General features: G+C 68.9%; 18 protein-coding genes. 11 read left to right on the top strand and 7 right to left on the bottom strand.

Annotated elements, in window-relative coordinates; translation table 11 throughout:
* The first annotated feature begins 21 nt into the window (after window positions 1–21).
* The 5 genes from ACQY4K_RS19985 to ACQY4K_RS19965 are packed head-to-tail and all read left to right on the top strand — an operon-like array spanning window position 22 to window position 4736.
* On the top strand, window positions 22–696 hold the full coding sequence (locus ACQY4K_RS19985; RefSeq protein ID WP_428391941.1) for a hypothetical protein: 675 nt from the start codon (window positions 22–24) through the stop codon (window positions 694–696).
* On the top strand, window positions 693–1673 hold the full coding sequence (locus ACQY4K_RS19980; protein WP_428391940.1) for a tyrosine recombinase XerC: 981 nt from the start codon (window positions 693–695) through the stop codon (window positions 1671–1673). The genes ACQY4K_RS19985 and ACQY4K_RS19980 overlap by 4 nt, the downstream gene beginning before the upstream one ends.
* The gene (gene pip / locus ACQY4K_RS19975) at window positions 1663–2637 is read left to right on the top strand and encodes a prolyl aminopeptidase (protein WP_428391939.1); all 975 of its coding nucleotides are present in this window, start codon (window positions 1663–1665) and stop codon (window positions 2635–2637) included. Before ACQY4K_RS19980 ends, pip begins: the two co-directional genes overlap by 11 nt.
* The gene (locus ACQY4K_RS19970; protein WP_428391938.1) at window positions 2634–3824 is read left to right on the top strand and encodes an acyl-CoA dehydrogenase; all 1191 of its coding nucleotides are present in this window, start codon (window positions 2634–2636) and stop codon (window positions 3822–3824) included. The genes pip and ACQY4K_RS19970 overlap by 4 nt, the downstream gene beginning before the upstream one ends.
* A 27-nt stretch (window positions 3825–3851) precedes the next feature.
* Window positions 3852–4736: an aspartyl protease family protein gene (locus ACQY4K_RS19965; protein WP_428391937.1), complete on the top strand. Its 885-nt coding sequence runs from the start codon at window positions 3852–3854 to the stop codon at window positions 4734–4736.
* 264 nt (window positions 4737–5000) lie between these two features.
* Here ACQY4K_RS19965 and ACQY4K_RS19960 read toward each other — a convergent pair whose 3' ends face one another.
* Window positions 5001–6995 carry an NAD(+) synthase gene (locus ACQY4K_RS19960; RefSeq protein WP_428391936.1) on the bottom strand — a complete coding sequence of 665 codons (1995 nt, stop codon included), beginning with the start codon at window positions 6993–6995 and terminating at the stop codon, window positions 5001–5003.
* Window positions 6996–7186: 191 nt separating this feature from the next.
* On the opposite strand from ACQY4K_RS19960, the gene crtI reads away from it, so the two are divergent.
* The 6 genes from crtI (at window position 7187) to ACQY4K_RS19930 (ending at window position 12927) form a co-directional block, all read left to right on the top strand.
* Entirely contained in the window at window positions 7187–8758 is a 1572-nt protein-coding gene (gene crtI / locus ACQY4K_RS19955) for a phytoene desaturase family protein (protein ID WP_428391935.1), read from the top strand.
* Window positions 8758–10314 (top strand): phytoene desaturase family protein, encoded by a 1557-nt coding sequence (locus ACQY4K_RS19950; RefSeq protein WP_428391934.1) that lies wholly within the window; start codon window positions 8758–8760, stop codon window positions 10312–10314. Before crtI ends, ACQY4K_RS19950 begins: the two co-directional genes overlap by 1 nt.
* A 4-nt stretch (window positions 10315–10318) precedes the next feature.
* Entirely contained in the window at window positions 10319–11104 is a 786-nt protein-coding gene (locus ACQY4K_RS19945) for a lysophospholipid acyltransferase family protein (RefSeq protein ID WP_428391933.1), read from the top strand.
* Entirely contained in the window at window positions 11101–12204 is a 1104-nt protein-coding gene (locus ACQY4K_RS19940) for a glycosyltransferase (protein ID WP_428391932.1), read from the top strand. The genes ACQY4K_RS19945 and ACQY4K_RS19940 overlap by 4 nt, the downstream gene beginning before the upstream one ends.
* Before the next feature lie 20 nt (window positions 12205–12224).
* Window positions 12225–12647 carry a DUF2141 domain-containing protein gene (locus ACQY4K_RS19935; RefSeq protein ID WP_428396236.1) on the top strand — a complete coding sequence of 141 codons (423 nt, stop codon included), beginning with the start codon at window positions 12225–12227 and terminating at the stop codon, window positions 12645–12647.
* 106 nt (window positions 12648–12753) lie between these two features.
* Entirely contained in the window at window positions 12754–12927 is a 174-nt protein-coding gene (locus ACQY4K_RS19930; RefSeq protein WP_428391931.1) for a DUF1328 domain-containing protein, read from the top strand.
* Between the two features lie 12 nt (window positions 12928–12939).
* Here ACQY4K_RS19930 and ACQY4K_RS19925 read toward each other — a convergent pair whose 3' ends face one another.
* Genes ACQY4K_RS19925 through ACQY4K_RS19900 form a run of 6 tightly spaced genes read right to left on the bottom strand, consistent with a single transcriptional unit; the run spans window position 12940 to window position 16752 of the window.
* Window positions 12940–13482 carry a demethoxyubiquinone hydroxylase family protein gene (locus tag ACQY4K_RS19925; RefSeq protein ID WP_428391930.1) on the bottom strand — a complete coding sequence of 181 codons (543 nt, stop codon included), beginning with the start codon at window positions 13480–13482 and terminating at the stop codon, window positions 12940–12942.
* Entirely contained in the window at window positions 13479–13973 is a 495-nt protein-coding gene (locus tag ACQY4K_RS19920) for a disulfide bond formation protein B (protein WP_428391929.1), read from the bottom strand. The genes ACQY4K_RS19925 and ACQY4K_RS19920 overlap by 4 nt, the downstream gene beginning before the upstream one ends.
* Window positions 13963–15312, bottom strand: a complete 1350-nt coding sequence (locus ACQY4K_RS19915; RefSeq protein WP_428391928.1) for an alpha,alpha-trehalose-phosphate synthase (UDP-forming) — start codon at window positions 15310–15312, stop codon at window positions 13963–13965. The genes ACQY4K_RS19920 and ACQY4K_RS19915 overlap by 11 nt, the downstream gene beginning before the upstream one ends.
* Window positions 15300–16031: a trehalose-phosphatase gene (gene otsB, locus ACQY4K_RS19910; RefSeq protein ID WP_428391927.1), complete on the bottom strand. Its 732-nt coding sequence runs from the start codon at window positions 16029–16031 to the stop codon at window positions 15300–15302. The genes ACQY4K_RS19915 and otsB overlap by 13 nt, the downstream gene beginning before the upstream one ends.
* A 38-nt stretch (window positions 16032–16069) precedes the next feature.
* Window positions 16070–16555, bottom strand: a complete 486-nt coding sequence (locus ACQY4K_RS19905) for a DUF2155 domain-containing protein (protein ID WP_428391926.1) — start codon at window positions 16553–16555, stop codon at window positions 16070–16072.
* A complete protein-coding gene (locus ACQY4K_RS19900; protein WP_428391925.1) occupies window positions 16552–16752 on the bottom strand; it encodes a hypothetical protein in 201 nt (66 codons plus the stop codon). The genes ACQY4K_RS19905 and ACQY4K_RS19900 overlap by 4 nt, the downstream gene beginning before the upstream one ends.
* Window positions 16753–16757 lie beyond the last annotated feature (5 nt).

Raw genomic sequence — 16757 nt, 5'->3', positions numbered from 1 at the left:
AATCGACCGGGGCCGCGGCGCATGAGGCCCGATACCCCGCACCCGGACGCGGTGGTCCGCTTCCTGCGCGAGAACCCGGGCTGGCTCGCCGAGCAGACCGGACTGTACGAAAAGCTCGTGCCGCCCAGGCGGGTGCATGGCGAGCGCCTCGCCGATCACATGGCCGCCATGCTGGGCGAGGCGCGCCGGCGCGCTACCGACACCGCCGAGCAGGCGGCCGGCATGCTGCGGGCGCTGCGCGCGGGGACCTCGATCGCTGGCCAGGTGCAGGAGGCGATCCTCGCCGTTGTGCGGGCCGAGGATCTCGCGGCCTGCATCGCCATCGACCTGCCGGCGCTGCTCGGCATGGATGCGGCCTTGCTGTGCAGCGAAGCGGGCACGCCGTCACCGCTGCAGGCACGTCCATTGCCGCCGGGCGCGGTGGCCACCCTGCTTGGCAAACGCGACGTGCTGCTACGCGCCGCCCCCCCTGACGCCGCGATCCTGCATGGCGAGGCCGCCCCCCTTGCGCGTCACGACGCGCTGCTGCGTGTGCCGGCCGCCTGCATGCCGCCGATGTTGCTGGCGCTGGCGGCGCGCGACGACGCCATCCTCAATGCCGGGCTTGCGGACGGCGCCGGCGGGATCGCACTCGGCTTCCTCGGGCGGGTCCTGGCCGCGCGCATCGAGGCACTCTGGCCAGACTTGCTGCCATGAGCGGGGCGGCGGCGCTGGAGGCGTTCCTCGGCTGGATGGCGGACGAGCGGCGGGCGGCGGCCAACACGCTCATCGCCTACCGCCACGACCTCGCCGGACTGCTCGACTTCCTCACGCAGCATCTCGGCGGCGAGCCGGACCTCGCCGCCCTCGGCGCCTTGCGGCTTGCCGACCTGCGCGCCTGGCTCGCGTTCGAGGCGGCGCGGCTGGAGCGCGCCTCCGTGCGCCGGCCGCGCTCCAGTCGCGCCGGACGCAACCGCACCCAGGCACGCCGGATTGCCGCCCTGCGCGCGTTCTATCGCTATCTGGCGCGGCGATGGGGGATCGAATGCGCGGCTCCTGCCTTGCTCTCCGGGCCGCGCGCTGCCACCCGCCTGCCGCGTCCGCTGCCGGTGGTCGACGCGCTGGACATCCCCGAAGGACTGCGCGCCCTGGCCCGCGACCCGGTGGCGGCCGCGCGCGACGCGGCGTTGTTCACCCTGCTCTACGGCTGTGGGTTGCGGATCGGCGAGGCGCTGGCGCTCGATGTCGGCATGCTGCCGGCCGCTTCCGGGCAGCCGCTGCTGATCCGCGGCAAGGGCGGCCGCGAGCGGCTGGTGCCGGTGCTGCCGGCGGTGTTCGACGCGCTGGCCGCTTGGCGCGCGCGCCATCCCGATCCGCGCGCCGATGCGCCATTGTTCCGTGGCATGCGCGGCGGCCGGCTCGATCCAGCGGTGGCGCAGCGCGCGTTGCGCACCTACCGACGGCTGGCCGGGCTGCCGGAGCACGCCACCCCGCATGCGCTGCGGCACTCGTTTGCCACCCATTTGATGGAAGGCGGCGCTGATTTGCGCGCAATTCAGGAGCTGCTCGGCCATGCCAGCCTGTCGACAACGCAGGCCTACACCCTCGCCGACGAGACCCGGCTGATGGCGGTCTGGCAGGCGTCGCATCCGCGCGCCCGCGCCTCTCGCAAGGACGGCCCCGATGCCGTTTGATCCCCCGCCGCGCGGCTTCTATCCGCCGATCGAGCCCTACAGCCAGGGTATGCTGGACACCGGCGACGGGCACCGCATCTACTGGGAACTGTGCGGCAATCCCCAAGGCATCCCGGTGGTGTTCCTGCATGGCGGTCCGGGCGGCGGCACTGCGCCGATGCAGCGGCGGCTGTTCGATCCGCGTCGCTACCGTATCCTGCTGTTTGATCAGCGCGGCTGCGGCCGTTCGCTGCCGCACGCCTCGCTGGAGCGCAACACCACCTGGGATCTGGTCGCCGATATCGAGCGGCTGCGGCAGATGACCGCAACCGAGCGCTGGCTGGTGTTCGGCGGCTCCTGGGGCAGCACCCTGGCGCTGGCCTATGCGCAACACCACCCCGAACGCGCCACCGGGTTGATCCTGCGCGGCATCTTCACTTTGCGTCGGGCGGAGCTGCTCTGGTACTACCAGGAGGGCGCGTCCTGGATATTCCCGGACAAATGGGAGCGGTTCATCGCGCCGATCCCGCTAGAGGAGCGCGGCGACCTTATCGCGGCCTATCGCAAGCGGCTCACCGGCGAGGACGCACGGACGCGGCTGGAGGCGGCGCGCGCCTGGAGCCTGTGGGAGGGCGAGACCCTGACCCTGCTGCCGAGTGCCGAGATCGCCGCCCAGCATGGCGACGACCGCTACGCGCTGGCGTTCGCACGCATCGAGAACCATTATTTCACGCATGGCGCCTGGCTCGAGGAGGGTCAGCTCCTGCGCGACGTCCACCGCATCGCCCATCTGCCCGGCGTGATCGTGCAAGGGCGCTACGATGTCGCGACCCCGGCGCGCAGCGCGTGGGACCTGCATCGCGCCTGGCCGGACGCGCAATTCCAGCTCATCGACGATGCCGGCCACGCCACCAGCGAGCCCGGCATCCTGCACGCGCTGATCGGCGCCACCGACGCCTTTGCCATGAGGGAGCAAACACCATGACCGACAAGCCAGGCGCGCACGGATCGTTCGACTGGGCCGACCCATTGCTGCTCGACGACGAACTGACCGACGACGAGCGCGCGATCCGCGATGCTGCGCGCAGCTACTGCCAGGAGCAGCTGATGCCGCGCGTGCTCGCCGCCAACCGGCACGAGCGCTTCGACCGCGAGATCATGACCGAGATGGGCGCCATGGGCTTTCTCGGCGCCACCCTGGACAGCCACGGCTGCGCCGGCGTCGGCTACGTCGCCTACGGGCTGATCGCGCACGAGGTCGAGCGTGTCGACAGCGGCTACCGCTCGGCCTTCTCGGTGCAGTCCTCTCTGGTGATGTATCCGATCTGGGCATTCGGCACGGAGGAACAAAAGCAGCGATTCCTGCCCGGGCTGCGCGCGGGCGAGCTGGTCGGCTGCTTCGGCCTGACCGAACCCGACGCGGGCTCCGACCCGTCCTCGATGCGCACCCGCGCCCGCACCGCCCCCGGCGGCTATGTGCTCAACGGCAGCAAAACCTGGATCACCAATTCACCGATCGCCGACGTGTTCGTGATCTGGGCCAAGAACGACGCCGGCGAAATCCGCGGCTACCTGCTGGAGCGCGGCATGGAGGGCCTCACCGCGCCGAAGATCGAGGGCAAGTTCGCGCTGCGCGCCTCGACCACCGGCATGATCATGATGCAGGACGTGTTCGTCCCCGAGGAGAACGCACTCCTACGTGTGCGCGGCCTGCGCGGACCGTTCTCCTGCCTCAACAACGCCCGCTACGGCATCGCCTGGGGTTCGATGGGGGCGGCGAGCTTCTGCTGGCAGGCGGCACGCGACTATGCGCTTGCCCGCCAAATGTTCGGCAAACCGCTGGCAGCGACGCAGCTTGCGCAAAAGAAGCTGGTCGACATGCAGACCGAGATCACGCTGGGGCTGCACGGCGCCCTGCGTCTCGGCCGCCTGATGGAGCAGGGCCGCGCCGCACCGGAGATGATCTCCCTGCTCAAGCGCAACAATTGCGGCAAGGCGCTCGATATCGCCCGCCTCAGCCGCGACATGCATGGCGGCAACGGCATCTCCGACGAGTACGGTGTGATCCGGCACGTCATGAACCTCGAGGCGGTGAACACCTATGAGGGCACCCACGACGTGCACGCTTTGATCCTCGGCCGCGCGCAGACCGGGCTGAGTGCCTTCGGGTAAGCCGCGACGACGCCGTCACCGACGGCCTTGCGGCTCGCGGCGCTGGTCGCCTGCCTGATCGCGGCACCGCCAGCCCGGGCGGAAAGCTGCCAACGCGTCGCCAGCCTGCCGCTGCGCGACGATGGCGGGTTCCTGTCGGTGCGCGCGTCGATCGCCGGCACGCCGGTGCGGCTGATGCTCGACACCGGCTCGAACGCCGGCCTGATCACGCCAAACGCCGTGCAAGTCCTCGGATTGCGCATCGACCCAGGAACCAAGGTTGCCGTGCAGGGGACCGGCGGCTCGGCGCAGCGCGTGGCGGTGGCGCAAGCCGCCCGGCTTACCCTGGGCCCATTGGTCCTCGGCGACATCGCGATGCCGATCGCGACACTGCCCGCAGCCCCACGCCTCACCCCGCCCGTCGGAGGCTTTCTCGGCGGTGACGTGCTCTCGCATTTCGACCTCGACATCGACGTCCCGCGGGGCCGAATCGCGCTTTGGCGGATCACGCCCGGCTGCACGCCACCGGCCTGGCTCGGCACCGCGGACAGCGCGCCACTTGTGGCCCACGGCGACCGTCTGTCGCTCACGGTCACGCTAGACGGCGAAAAGGTGAGTGCCCTGCTCGACACCGGGGCCCGCTCGCGTGTCGTCTCGGATGCAACGGCGCGGCGCGTCGGCGTGAATGCTGCCACACTCGCCACCGAGCCTGGCGGGATCAGCAGCGGCGTCGGCCTCGCGCCGCAGTTCTATCACTGGCACCGCTTCGCGAACTTCACCGTTGGGCATGCGGTCGAAAGCAACCCGGTGCTGACCGTCGCCCCACTCGACAGCCGCTTTGACATGCTGCTCGGCACCGACTGGCTGGCGCACCGCGAGGTCTGGATCTCCTACGCCGCTGACACCCTGTTTTTCAGTAAGCCAGGCGCCTGAACTCAATCGATCAAACGATGCCAGAACCATGCCGCGCGGTCATCCGCCGGTAAAGCGCCAGCAGCCACGACCTCGACGGTGCGACCCGCGTCCGCCGGGTCGTAGCGGAGCCGAAAGCCGTCGTCGGCCCAGCGCCAGACAGTCACCTGGCCCAAGTCACTCGACCAAAGTCACTGGGCCAAAATCACTGGCCCAAGCCGCGCAGGCTATCTCGGTCCTCATGCATGATGCTGTTGAACAGCCTTGTGCGCCTCAAAGTCCCGTTCAGCCCGGAACGTTGCGCGCCAGCTCGTCGAGCCAGACTTGGGCGTTGCCGTCCGAGGGCGCCCGCCAGTCGCCGCGCGGCGACAGCGCGCCGCCCGAGCTGAGTTTTGGGCCGTTCGGCATGGCCGAGCGCTTGAACTGGGCGAAGCCGAAATAGCGACGCAGGAACAGCGCCAGCCAGTGCCGGATGTCGTCGAGCGTGTGGGTGTCGCCCCAGGCCCGCAGCGCCAGGAAGGCAATCTTCGAGGGACGGAAGCCGTAGCGCAGCGTGTAGAACAGGTTGAAGTCCTGTAGCGCGTAGGGCCCAATGATGGCCTGCGTGCTCTGTGGTGCCGCGTCGGGGCCGGCGGGCACCAGCTCGGGCGAGATTTCGGTGCCCAGGATCAGCCCGAGCGTGTCCAGCACCGCGGGTGCGAACTGCGCGCTTGCGATCACCCAGCGGATCAGATGCTGGATCAGCGTCTTCGGCACGCCGGCATTGACGTTGTAGTGCGACATCTGGTCGCCGACGCCGTAGGTGCACCAGCCGAGGGCGAGTTCGGACAGGTCGCCGGTGCCGAGCACCAGGCCGCCGGCCTGACCCGCCAGGCGGAACAGATAGTCGGTGCGCAGGCCGGCCTGGACGTTCTCGAACGTCACATCATGGACCGCCTCGCCGCGCGCGTAAGGGTGGCCAATCTCGCCCAGCATCAGCCGCGCGGTGGGGCGGATATCGAGCACCGAGGCGGTCACACCGAGTGCGTCCATCAGCGCCGTCGCGTTGGCGCGGGTGGTGTCGCTCGTGGCGAAGCCGGGCATGGTGAAAGCGAGGATGTTGGTGCGCGGCAGACCGAGCCGGTCCATCGCGCGCGCCGCCACGATCAGCGCCTGGGTCGAATCGAGGCCGCCGGAAATCCCGATCACCACCCGCTCGGCGCCGGTGGCGCGCAGCCGCTGCTCGAGCGCGCTGACCTGGATGTTGTAGGCCTCAAAGCAGTCCTGGTTCAGGCGCGCCGGATCGGACGGCACGAACGGGAACCGCTCGATCGGCCGCTTGAAGCCGATATCGCCGGCCGGCGGGGCGGCGGTGAAGCGGATCCGGCGCCAGGTGCCGCTGGCCGTGCGCCCGTCGGCGAAGCTGCCCATGCGAGCGCGCTCCTGGCGCAGCAGATCGAGGTCGATATCGGCGATGGCATGGGTCGGCCCGCGCGGGAAGCGCTCTGTCTCGGCGAGCAGGGCGCCGGCCTCAAAGATCGAGACCTGGCCGTCCCAGGCCACGTCGGTGGTGGATTCGCCCTCGCCGGCGGCGGCATAGAGATAGGCGCACAGGCCGCGGGCGGATTGCGCCTGGCAGAGCAGACGCCGGGTCTCGGCCTTGCCGATGGTGATGTTGCTGGCCGACAGGTTGGCGACGACCGTGGCACCGGCGAGCACCGCGGCCGAACTCGGCGGCAACGGGACCCAGATATCCTCGCAGATCTCGGCATGCACGACCATACCGGCGACGTCGCCCGCTTCGAACAACAGGTCGGTGCCGAACGCAACCAGCGCGCCGGCCAGGGTGATGGTCTCGCCGATGCGCCCGAGTCCGGCTGCGAACTGCCGTGCCTCGTAGAACTCGCGATAGTTCGGCAGGTAGGATTTCGGCACCACGCCGAGGATTCGGCCGCGATGGATCGCCACCGCGCAGTTGAACACTGCGTTATCGTGGCGCAGCGGCGCGCCCACGAGAAGCAGCGGCAGCAGGTCCTCGGACGCCGCGCGCAGGCGCGCCAGCGCCTCCTCGACGGCATCGAGCAGGGCGTCCTGCTGGCGCAGATCCTCGATGCTGTAGCCGGAGATGCCGAGCTCGGGGAACACCGCCAGCACCGCCCCCGCCTCGCCGCAGGCCCTTGCCAGCGCCAAAGTCGCCTCGGCATTGGCCATCGGGTCGGCCAGACGCACCGGTAGCGTGCAGGCAGTGACCCGCGCGTAGCCGTGCCGGTAGACCGAGCGAAACTCGTCCGGATTATTCATGTTGTCAGTCTTGGGACGCGGCCCGGGCGGATGCAAGGGACGCAAAATCGTGTTTTCAGGGGCGGGTTCCACGGCCGCCACAAAACATCACATCTTCCGGCTGCCGGAAAAGCATGTCACTTCAGGAGCCAGATGATGCCGCCAGATACTCCGTCTCCCCTTTTGTACGCCACGATGGCACGGGCCACGCATTGAGCCGGGCTGTCCTGGTCGTCGGAGCCGGACCCGGTGGCCTCGCGAGCGCGATGCTGCTAGCCCATGCCGGCGCCGACGTGACCGTCTACGAACGCCACGGATCAGTCGGCGGCCGCTCCGGCGGCATGACCGTGGCGCACGCGGCGGGGCGCTTCCAATTCGATATCGGCCCCACCTTCTTCCTCTATCCGAGGATCCTCTCGGACATCTTCGCCGAATGCGGCTGCAGCCTCGAGAACAGTGTCGAGCTGATGCGGCTGGGCACGCATTACGAACTGCTGTTCGAAGGCGGCGAACGTCTGACCGCGACCAGCGACATCGCTGCCCTGCAACGCTCGGTGGCAATGATCTCGCCGAGCGACGCGGCGGCCATCCCGCGCTTCCTCGCCGACAATCGCGCCAAGCTCGACGCGTTCCGACCCGTACTGGAACGGCCGTTCGAGAGCTGGCGCGACCTGCTCAGGCCGGACATGCTGCGCGCGCTCCCACTGCTGCGTCCCGGACGCTCTGTCGAGAACGACCTCAAGCGCTTCTTCAGCGACCCGCGTATCCGGCTCGGCTTCTCCTTCCAGAGCAAATATCTCGGCATGTCGCCGTATCGCTGCCCCAGCCTGTTCACCATCCTCGCCTTCATGGAATACGAGTTCGGCATCTTCCATCCGCGCGGCGGCACCGTCGCGGTGATGCGCGCGATGGAGCGCGCCGCACGCAGCCTTGGCGTGCGGTTCCGGATGGGCGAGCCGGTGCGCGAACTGCTGTTCGAGGGCCGCCGGGTCACCGGGCTGCGCACCGATGCCGGCACCCAGAAGGCCGACGCGGTGGTGCTCAACGCCGACTTCCTGCGCAGCATGGGAAAGCTTGTGCCGGACCGCATGCGCCGGCGCTGGACCGACCGCAAGATCGCCCGCAAGCGGCTCTCCTGCTCCACCTTCATGCTGTATCTCGGCATCAAGGGCGAGCTGCCGGAGACCGCGCACCACACGATTTTTCTCTCGAAGGACTACAAGCAGAACTTCGCTGAGATCAACGCCGGCACCGCCCCACCGAAATCGCCCTCCTTCTATATGCAGAACGCCTCTTGCACGGATTCCTCGCTGGCGCCGCAGGGCTACTCGACGCTCTATGTGCTGGTGCCGGTCGGCCACCTGCGCGAAGGCGGCGTCGGCTGGACCCCGGCCGAGCGCGCCCGCTACCGCGCCGTGGCGCTGGCGCGTCTCGCCCAGGCCGGCCTGCACGATATCGAGAGCCGCATCGTGTTCGAGAAGATCATGACTCCCGACGAGTGGGAGGCCGACCTCGACGTGCATCGTGGTGCGGTTTTCAACCTCGCGCACTCGCTGCCGCAGATGCTCAATTTCCGGCCGCATAACCGCTTCGAGGATATCGACGGCATGTATCTCGTCGGCGGCGGCACCCATCCGGGCAGCGGCTTGCCGGTGATCTTCGAGGGGGCGCGGATCAGCGCGCGCCTGTTGGCCCGCGATCTCGGGCTGAGTTCCGTGAGCACCGAAATGCACTGGTCCGAGCAGCCTGCGGCCACCCCGGCCTTTGCCGAGAGGGCGTCGTAATGGACGGCTCGATCGCGGGCACGCTGCCTGTGGGCGTCATCGGCAGCGGCCTCGGCGGCCTCGCCGCCGCCTGCACCCTGGCCGCGCGCGGCCACCGGGTCGTGCTGTTCGAGAAGAACCCCTGGCTCGGCGGCAAGGCGGCGCAGCACCGGGATTCCGGCTGGCGCTTCGACATGGGCCCGACCATCCTGACGGTGCCCTCGGTGCTGGCGCGTATCTTCGCCGAAGCCGGCGAACGCATGGACGCATCGCTCGATCTGCGACGCATCGACCCGCAATGGCGCTGCTTCTTCGAGGACAACAGCGTGCTGGATCTCGACCAGGATTCAGTCGCGATGGCGCGCCGGCTGCGCGAGTACTCGCCGCAATCCGAAGCCGGCTACGCCGCCTTTCTGGCGATGAGCGAAAAGCTGCACGAGGTCAGCCGCAAGTTCTTCTTCTGGCGCTCGGTCGAGGATATCGGCGACACCCTGGACTTCCGCAAGAACATGGATCTCGCCACCCTGCGCGACGTCGCCAGCCTGCGCATGGGCAGCACCGTCGCCCACCAGATACGCAAGCGCGTGCCGGATGCGCGCGTGGCGCAGATGCTCGATCATTTCGTCCAGTATGTCGGCTCCTCGCCCTATCTGGCGCCGGCGGTGCTCAGCAGCATCGCGCACATGCAGACCCAGGAGGGCGTCTGGTATCCGATCGGTGGCACCCGCGCCGTGCCGGAATCGCTGGTCGCACTGGCCGAGCGGCTCGGCGTGCAGGTCCGCACCGAGACCGGGATCGCGCGGATCGAACGCGCGCCGACCGGTCGCGACGGCGGCAGGGCGTGCGGCGTGGTGACCGAGGCCGGCGAGCGGATCGCGCTGTCGGCGGTGGTCTCCAACATGGACAGCGTGCGCACCTATCGCGAGCTGGTCAGCGGCGAGGCGGCACGGCGCTTCGCCCGCGGCAAGAAGCGCGAGCCGGCCTGCTCCGGCGTCGTGCTCTATCTCGGCCTCGATCGCGCCTATCCGCAGCTCGCCCACCACAATTTCGTCTTCTCGCGCGACGCCGAGGAGGAGTTCGACGCCATCTATCACAAGGGCGAACCGGCACCCGACCCGACCTGCTATGTCGCAGCGCCCAGCGTCACCGAACCCGGCGTGGCCCCACCTGGCGGCGAGGCGCTCTACATCCTGGTGCACGCCCCCTATCTGCGGCCGCATCATGATTGGCAGGCCATGCTGCCGTCATATCGAAGAATTATTCTCGATAAGCTGGCGCGCACAGCGGGGTTGACCGACATCGAATCTCGTATCTGCACCGAACGGGTTCTCACGCCCGCCGACATCCACGAGCGCTATCGCGTGCTGGACGGCGCAATCTACGGATTGGCCAGCCACGGACGCTTCATGGGCGCCTTCAAGCCGGGCAACCGCTCGCGCGAGGTCGAGGGCCTGTATCTCGCCGGCGGCGCCGCCCATCCCGGACCCGGCATGCCGATGGTGATGATGTCGGGCTGGATCGCCGCCGACAGCCTGGATACGGACGTGAAGTCCAACGTGGCCGCCAGGCTCGCCTGACACGATGGCGGCGCGGCGAGAGACCCCGGCAGCGCTTCGATCGCCGATCCTGTTCCGACTGTTCGCATACTATTTGCGGCTGCGTGTCCGCCGTGGCTTCCATGCAATCCGGCTGTCGGGCCAGCTTCCCGTCGTGCCGCGCGGACAGCCGGTGATCGTGTTCGCCAACCACCCGTCCTGGTGGGATCCGGCGGTCTTCATCATCCTCGGGGATACGCTGTTCCGAGGCCGTCCGGGCTATGGCCCGATGGAATCGGATGCGCTGCGACGTTACGGCTTCTTCCGCCGGCTCGGCGCCTTCGGCATCGAGAAGAACACCGCCGCGGGCGCACGGCGCTTCCTTGAAATCGCCCGCGCGGTGCTGGCGGAACCCGGCGCCATGATCTGGGTCACGGCGGAAGGCAATTTCACCGACCCGCGCGTCCGTCCGGTTCGGCTACGTCCCGGTGTCGCCCATCTCGCGCGCTCGATCCCCGACGCGGTGCTGCTGCCGCTCGCGGTGGAATACGTGTTCTGGAACGAAAGCCGGCCCGAGCTGCTGGTCCGTTTCGGCAACCCGATCGCCGCCGACGCCGCGATCCGTCCGGCGGAATGGACGCAGCGCCTGCAGACAGTCCTCGCGCGCGAGATGGACGCGCTCGCCGCGGACTCGGCGAGCCGCGAAAAGCAGCGATTTCAAACGCTGCTCTCCGGCACGGTCGGAAGCTCGATGATCTACGACACCACCCGCCGCCTGGCCGCGTTGTTGCGCGGACGCCACTTTTCGCCAGCGCACGAGGAAGAGGCGTGACCACCGCGGTCCTGCTCGGCTGGATCGCCTTCGGCCTGGCGCTGCTGCCGATGCTGCTTGCACTGAGCAATCTCGGGCTGTTGCGCACGCCGCCTCTCTCCCGCCAGCGGCCGGCAATATCGGTGCTGATCCCGGCACGCAACGAGGAGGCGCATATCGGCCGCGCCGTGCGCGCGGTGCTGACGACGCAAGGCTGCGACATCGAGCTGCTGGTGCTGGACGATCACTCGACCGACGCGACCCCGGCCATCCTGGCCGCGATCGGCGATCCGCGCCTGCGCGTGCTCACCGCACCGGGGCTGCCACCCGGCTGGTCCGGCAAGCAGCACGCCTGCGCCACGCTCGCCGGCCACGCACGCCATGCGCTGCTGGTGTTCGTCGATGCCGACGTCGTGCTGGCCCCGGACGCGCTCTCGCGCATGGCGCACTTGATGACGGCACGGCCGCATCTCGGCCTCGCCAGCGGCTTTCCCAGGCAGATCACCCGCACCTGGTCGGAGTGGCTGCTGCTGCCGCTGATCCATCTGCTGCTGCTCGGCTATCTGCCGCAGCGCCTCGACCGCGACCCGCGTATCACCGGCTTTGCCGCCGGCTGCGGCCAGCTGTTCATCGCCCGCGCCGACGCCTACCGCACCGCCGGCGGCCACGCCAGCATACGCGCCTCGATGCATGACGGGCTGAAGCTGCCGCGCGCCTTTCGACGCGCCGGCTTTGCCACCGCTTTGTTCGATGCGACCCGCTTCGCCGAGTGCCGGATGTACACCTGCTTCGCGGAGGTCTGGGAAGGCCTGGGCAAGAACGCCACCGAAGGCATGGCGACCATGCGGGCGCTGCCGGTCTGGACCGTGCTGCTGGCTGGCGGCCATGTGCTGCCGTTCGCGCTCGCGGTCTTGACGCCGAGCGTGCCGGCCTTGTTTGCCTGCGTCTTGAGCCTGGGTTTGCGGGTGCTGCTCGCGTGGCAGTTCCGCCAGGATGCACGCGGCGTGCTGTTCAGCCCGTTCGGCGTGCTGCTGATGCTGGTGTTGCAATGGAACGCGCTGGTCCGAGCCGCGCGCGGCCGGCCCGCCACTTGGCGCGGCCGTGCCTACCCGATGCAATGAGAGGCGCGGCGCTCCTGCTGATGGGCTTGGTGCTGCTGCCCGCTGGCGCATGGGCCGCAACCCTGGAGGTCACCATCCAGGGTGTTCGCACCGACCGCGGCACGATCCGCGTCGGCGTCTGCCGCAAGAGCGAGTTCCTGTCCAGCCACTGCGCCTACCATGCCGTCGTTGCCGCGCATCAAGGCACGATGGATGTCACAATCCGCGGCATCGCACCCGGGCAATATGCCGTCGCCGTATTCCAGGACCTGTATGGCTCCGGCAAGCTCAAGCGCAATTTCTTCGGCATGCCGGAAGAGGATCTCGGCTTCTCCCGCGATCCGTCGCTGCGCTTCGGGCCGCCCGCGTTCGCGCGCTGCGCCTTGACGATTGGCCAAGGGGGCGGCGAGGCCGGCGGACAGGTGACGGTCACGCTGCGTCATTTCGGACCGGCGAAACCATGATGGTTCGGTGGCGTTTCTTTTGGCACGCCGCCAGGGGCTCTGCCCCTGGACCCCGCTAAGGACTAGTCCTTAGAACCTGTTCGTTTTTTCAAGGGAGTTAGCTTTCATGGAACTGCTGCACTGGACCCTGATCTTCCTGGTTGTCGCCCTGGTCTGCGCCGTCCTAGGCTTCGGCGGCTTTGCCGCGACCTTCGCCGGCATCGCAAAAATCTTGTTCTTTGTCTTTCTGGTCCTGTTCGTCATCAGCCTGTTCTTCGGCCGCGGGCGGCGCCGGCTTTAACCCCGGCAACCGTCAGACGATCTCGCTAACCGCAATGGCGGCGCGGCAGCCGGTTTTGATGATCCGCGCCATCATGCGGTAGGCAGGGGCCAGTTCCGCCTCATTGGCGAGGCCGATATCCCGGTGCTCGAGCTCCTCCAGGCGGAACGTCTCGATGGTCTGGCGCAACTCCGGCTCGCTCTCGTCGAGAGAGGCGGCCTGAGTCGCATAATGCTCGTCGATCGCCTCCTCGACCGCCACCGTGCAGGCCATCGCGGCCCTTGGGCCGATGGCTGCGGTGACCGCGCCGAGCGCGAACCCGGCGACATGCCAGAGCGGCAACAGCGCCGTCGGCCGTATCCGGCGACGGACGATCAGGTCGGAGAACACTGCCTTATGGTGGGTCTCCTGGTCCTTCATGTGTCGCAGCAATTCTGCCTTGTCGCCCCGCCCCAGCACGGCGAGTTGGCCGGCATAGATGCGCTCGGCGCCATACTCGCCGGCATGATCGACCCGGATCATCCGGGCCAGGCGTGTCTGGCGGTCCGGCTCGCCGGGCTGGCTGGTGGCACTCATCTGGCTCTCCTGGAACGCGCTGACAGCATGGTCATTATGCAGGTGAGCAGCGCGTAGATCAGATCAAGCGAGGTCATCGAGACCGGCAGGAAGTTGAACAGCCGGGTGGGCGAGTCGCATGGCTTGACCGGACGCGGCGGCATCGCCGCAAGCCGTTCAGCGATGCTGCCATGGGCCAGACGCGGCGCCATGCAGGCTGGCCAGGGATCCGGCCACCAGCCCTGCTCGACACCGACATGGGTGAAAGACAGCCCGATCGCGGCGACAAAGGCGAGCGCGATAGGGACAAGCAGGACCCGCGCGATCGTCGGCGGCGAGATTGCCGCGAGTACGCCGAACAGGATCAGCGCCCGGTATGGCCATCGCTCGAGCAGGCATAGGGCGCACGGCGCCAGCGACAGCGCGTGCTGGGCAGCCCAGGCGACCGCGAAGGCGACGGCGCCGAACAGCGCCGCAAGCGCGCCCGCGCGCCGCGCCGCTCTAGGCTCCATGCAGCGGTTCGCGCTCCAGTGCCGCGAGGAAATCCCGCGCCCAGCTCGCCGCCGTGACCTTGTGCACGGCCGCATCGAGCGCGTGCCAGCGGGTCCGCCGTTCGGCCTCCGGCATCGACAGCGCTTGGTGCAGCCCTTCGGCAATCTCGTCCGGATCGTGCGGATTGACCTGTATCGCCTCGGGGAACTCCGGGCCGGCGCCGGCGAACTGCGACAACACCAGCACGCCCGGATCGGCGGAGTCCTGGGCGGCGACATATTCCTTGGCCACCAGGTTCATGCCGTCGCGCAGCGGCGTCACCAGGGCGATCCGGGCGAAGCGCAGGAAACCCGCGATGGTGTCGCGCGGAATGGCGCGCGTGATGTAGCGGATTGGCATCCAGTCGAACTCCGCCCATTCGCCGTTGATGCGGCCGGCCAGTTCGTCGAGCCGGCGACGCAAGGCACGGTATTCGGCGACGTCGCCGCGTGAGACGGGGGCGACCTGCAGGAAGGTCACACGCTGGCGATGCTCGGGAAAGCGCTTCAGCAGGCGCTCGAAGCCCATTAGCCGCTGCGGCAGGCCCTTTGAGTAGTCCAGCCGGTCGACACCAAGGATCAGCGCCCGATCGGCCATGCTCTCGCGCAGCCGAACCACCTCCGGGCCGTTGCTGGCGGCGACCGCCTGGCTGCGGAATTCCACCGGGTCGATGCCGATCGCACAGGCGATGACCGCGGCCTTGACGTCGTTCGCGTCCAGGGATTGCTGCAGATGCGCCCTATCCTCCTCGGTCTGCATGCCGACCAGCTCGTAGGCGGCCATCGCCTGGATCAAGTGCGCGGCCCCCGGGAGTGCCCCGAACAGAGCCAGCGGCGGGAACGGCGTATGCAGGAAGAAGCCGATCCGCTGGGTCACGCCGAGCTTGCGCAGGGCGGCGCCGAGCGGGATCAGATGATAGTCCTGCACCCAGATCACGTCGTCCGGCTGCAGCAGCGGCACCAGGCAGCGCGCGAACAGCTCGTTCACCTCGAGATAGGTGTCCAGATCGTCGCGGCTGTACTCTACCAGACCCATACGGTAGTGGAACAGCGGCCAGAGGATGCGGTTGGAAAAGCCCTGGTAGAAGCCGCGATGCTGGGCGGCGGTGAGATCGATGGTGGCGTAGCTGACGCCAGCCTGGCTGCTGCGCTTCGGGGTCGGGTCGCCGCTGGCGCGCCCGGCGATCTGGCCGGACCAGCCGAACCAGAGGCTGGGCTGGCCGCGTATCGCGTCCTTCAGCCCGACCGTTAGGCCGCCCGCCGGATGGCTGCGCTCGCGCGGCGACGGCACCCGGTTGGAGACAACAACTAAGCGGCCCATGCGCCTGCCTCACCGCGCGCGAGCTGCCCGAGCCAGGCGCGCACGGCGGCAGGCTGTTCGAAGTCCGCGGGGATCCTGTAGCCGACACCGCCCAGCGCCACCGCGGCACGGATGCCGTCCTCGTCGGTGACGTCGTCGCCCACGAACACCGGCTTGCGGCCGACGAAGGGCGGACGCGCCATCAGCAACCGGACCGCGCTGCCCTTGTCGATGCCCTTGGGGCGTATCTCCCAGGCCAGCTTCGAGGCCTGCACATGAAAGCCCTTGCCAGCCTCCGCGACCATCGCCTCGGCCTCCTGCCTGAGTGTCTCGCCAGCGTCGGGGGCGGCGCGGTAGTGCAGCACCAGGCCGGCCGCCTTGGTCTCGATCCGAACGCCGGGATAAGCTTGAGCGAGCTGTTCGGCGCGCCTGGCCCAGGCACTCGGCACCGCCGGCAGATCGGCATGCTCGACCGCAGCACCCGGCGCATGGCGCAAAGCAGTGCCGTGCTCACCGGCGACGGCATAGGCGACGTCGGGCAGGAAATGGTCGAGCTCGGCAATCGGCCGGCCGCTGACCAATGCCAGCGCGTCGCCCACCCGAGCCCGCAGCGCCAGCAATGTGTCAACCAGACCGGGTGCCACCTCGACCAGCTCCGGGGCGGCGGCGATATCGACCAACGTGCCATCGAAATCCAGCAGGAAGGCGGCCTCGTCGGCGTTCGGCACAATCCAGCTCATGCGGTCCTCAACCTCGCCACGGCGCCACGGTTCCGGACTCAGTCATTCGTCGGCGGCAGCGGACCCAGTGCTGCGGGCGGCATCGCGGGGGGCGCAACGGGCGGCGGCAGCGGCGGCGCGGCCGGGGCCACCTCGGCGCCGGCGCAGGAGACCAGGTGCACGCCATAGACTGGACTCTGGAACACGCCGACGAACGGCTCGGCGGTGAACATCCAACCGTCGTAACCCGACGCGGCGGCGTGCCGGTCGGTGACGGTCAGCCGCGCCGCGTTGTCCGATGGCAGGCCCGGGGGGTGCTGCAGGCAACCCTGCACGGCAATCGTCAGGCTCTTGAAGCTTGCACTCCCGCCCGCCGGAATGGTCAGGGTCTCGATATGGGCGTCCAGCCGGTCCTGCACCCGCATGACGGCGTCAGCCCTGCCCTGCCAGGTGTCAGGCGGATATATCGCCGGGGGTGCTACAGGCTCCACGGCACCCGCGGCACGCGCAAGCAGACAGCAGGCGAGGACCAACGCCGCCTTCACCGACCTGGCTTCGGGCTTGGCATGCGCTCGACCATGTCGATCAGGATTCGTCGCATTGCGGTCTCGTCGACGCCGATCAGGACCGCGTCCTCGAAGGCGTCGCGCAATACGCCCTCCAGTTCGGCATGGTTCTCGGCCAGCACGCGCAGCTTTTCGCGGCAGGAGACCGGCGTACCGTCGGGCATCGGCCAGATCATGGTAT

The sequence above is a fragment of the Lichenicoccus sp. genome (assembly GCF_965276875.1).
In the GTDB taxonomy this organism is placed as follows: domain Bacteria; phylum Pseudomonadota; class Alphaproteobacteria; order Acetobacterales; family Acetobacteraceae; genus Lichenicoccus.
The sequence above is the reverse complement of the archived record's forward strand: the minus strand, read 5'-3'. Positions and strand labels throughout refer to the sequence as shown.

Excerpts from the sequence above, each read along its gene's own strand:
- otsB (WP_428391927.1), bottom strand. The coding sequence starts at position 16,031 with ATGAGCTGGATTGTGCCGAACGCCGACGAGGCCGCCTTCCTGCTGGAT.
- ACQY4K_RS19980 (WP_428391940.1), top strand. The coding sequence starts at position 693 with ATGAGCGGGGCGGCGGCGCTGGAGGCGTTCCTCGGCTGGATGGCGGAC.
- pip (WP_428391939.1), top strand. The coding sequence starts at position 1,663 with ATGCCGTTTGATCCCCCGCCGCGCGGCTTCTATCCGCCGATCGAGCCC.
- ACQY4K_RS19985 (WP_428391941.1), top strand. The coding sequence starts at position 22 with ATGAGGCCCGATACCCCGCACCCGGACGCGGTGGTCCGCTTCCTGCGC.
- ACQY4K_RS19915 (WP_428391928.1), bottom strand. The coding sequence starts at position 15,312 with ATGGGCCGCTTAGTTGTTGTCTCCAACCGGGTGCCGTCGCCGCGCGAG.
- ACQY4K_RS19950 (WP_428391934.1), top strand. The coding sequence starts at position 8,758 with ATGGACGGCTCGATCGCGGGCACGCTGCCTGTGGGCGTCATCGGCAGC.
- ACQY4K_RS19920 (WP_428391929.1), bottom strand. The coding sequence starts at position 13,973 with ATGGAGCCTAGAGCGGCGCGGCGCGCGGGCGCGCTTGCGGCGCTGTTC.
- ACQY4K_RS19900 (WP_428391925.1), bottom strand. The coding sequence starts at position 16,752 with ATGATCTGGCCGATGCCCGACGGTACGCCGGTCTCCTGCCGCGAAAAG.
- ACQY4K_RS19960 (WP_428391936.1), bottom strand. The coding sequence starts at position 6,995 with ATGAATAATCCGGACGAGTTTCGCTCGGTCTACCGGCACGGCTACGCG.
- ACQY4K_RS19935 (WP_428396236.1), top strand. The coding sequence starts at position 12,225 with ATGGGCTTGGTGCTGCTGCCCGCTGGCGCATGGGCCGCAACCCTGGAG.
- ACQY4K_RS19945 (WP_428391933.1), top strand. The coding sequence starts at position 10,319 with ATGGCGGCGCGGCGAGAGACCCCGGCAGCGCTTCGATCGCCGATCCTG.
- ACQY4K_RS19925 (WP_428391930.1), bottom strand. The coding sequence starts at position 13,482 with ATGAGTGCCACCAGCCAGCCCGGCGAGCCGGACCGCCAGACACGCCTG.
- ACQY4K_RS19930 (WP_428391931.1), top strand. The coding sequence starts at position 12,754 with ATGGAACTGCTGCACTGGACCCTGATCTTCCTGGTTGTCGCCCTGGTC.
- ACQY4K_RS19970 (WP_428391938.1), top strand. The coding sequence starts at position 2,634 with ATGACCGACAAGCCAGGCGCGCACGGATCGTTCGACTGGGCCGACCCA.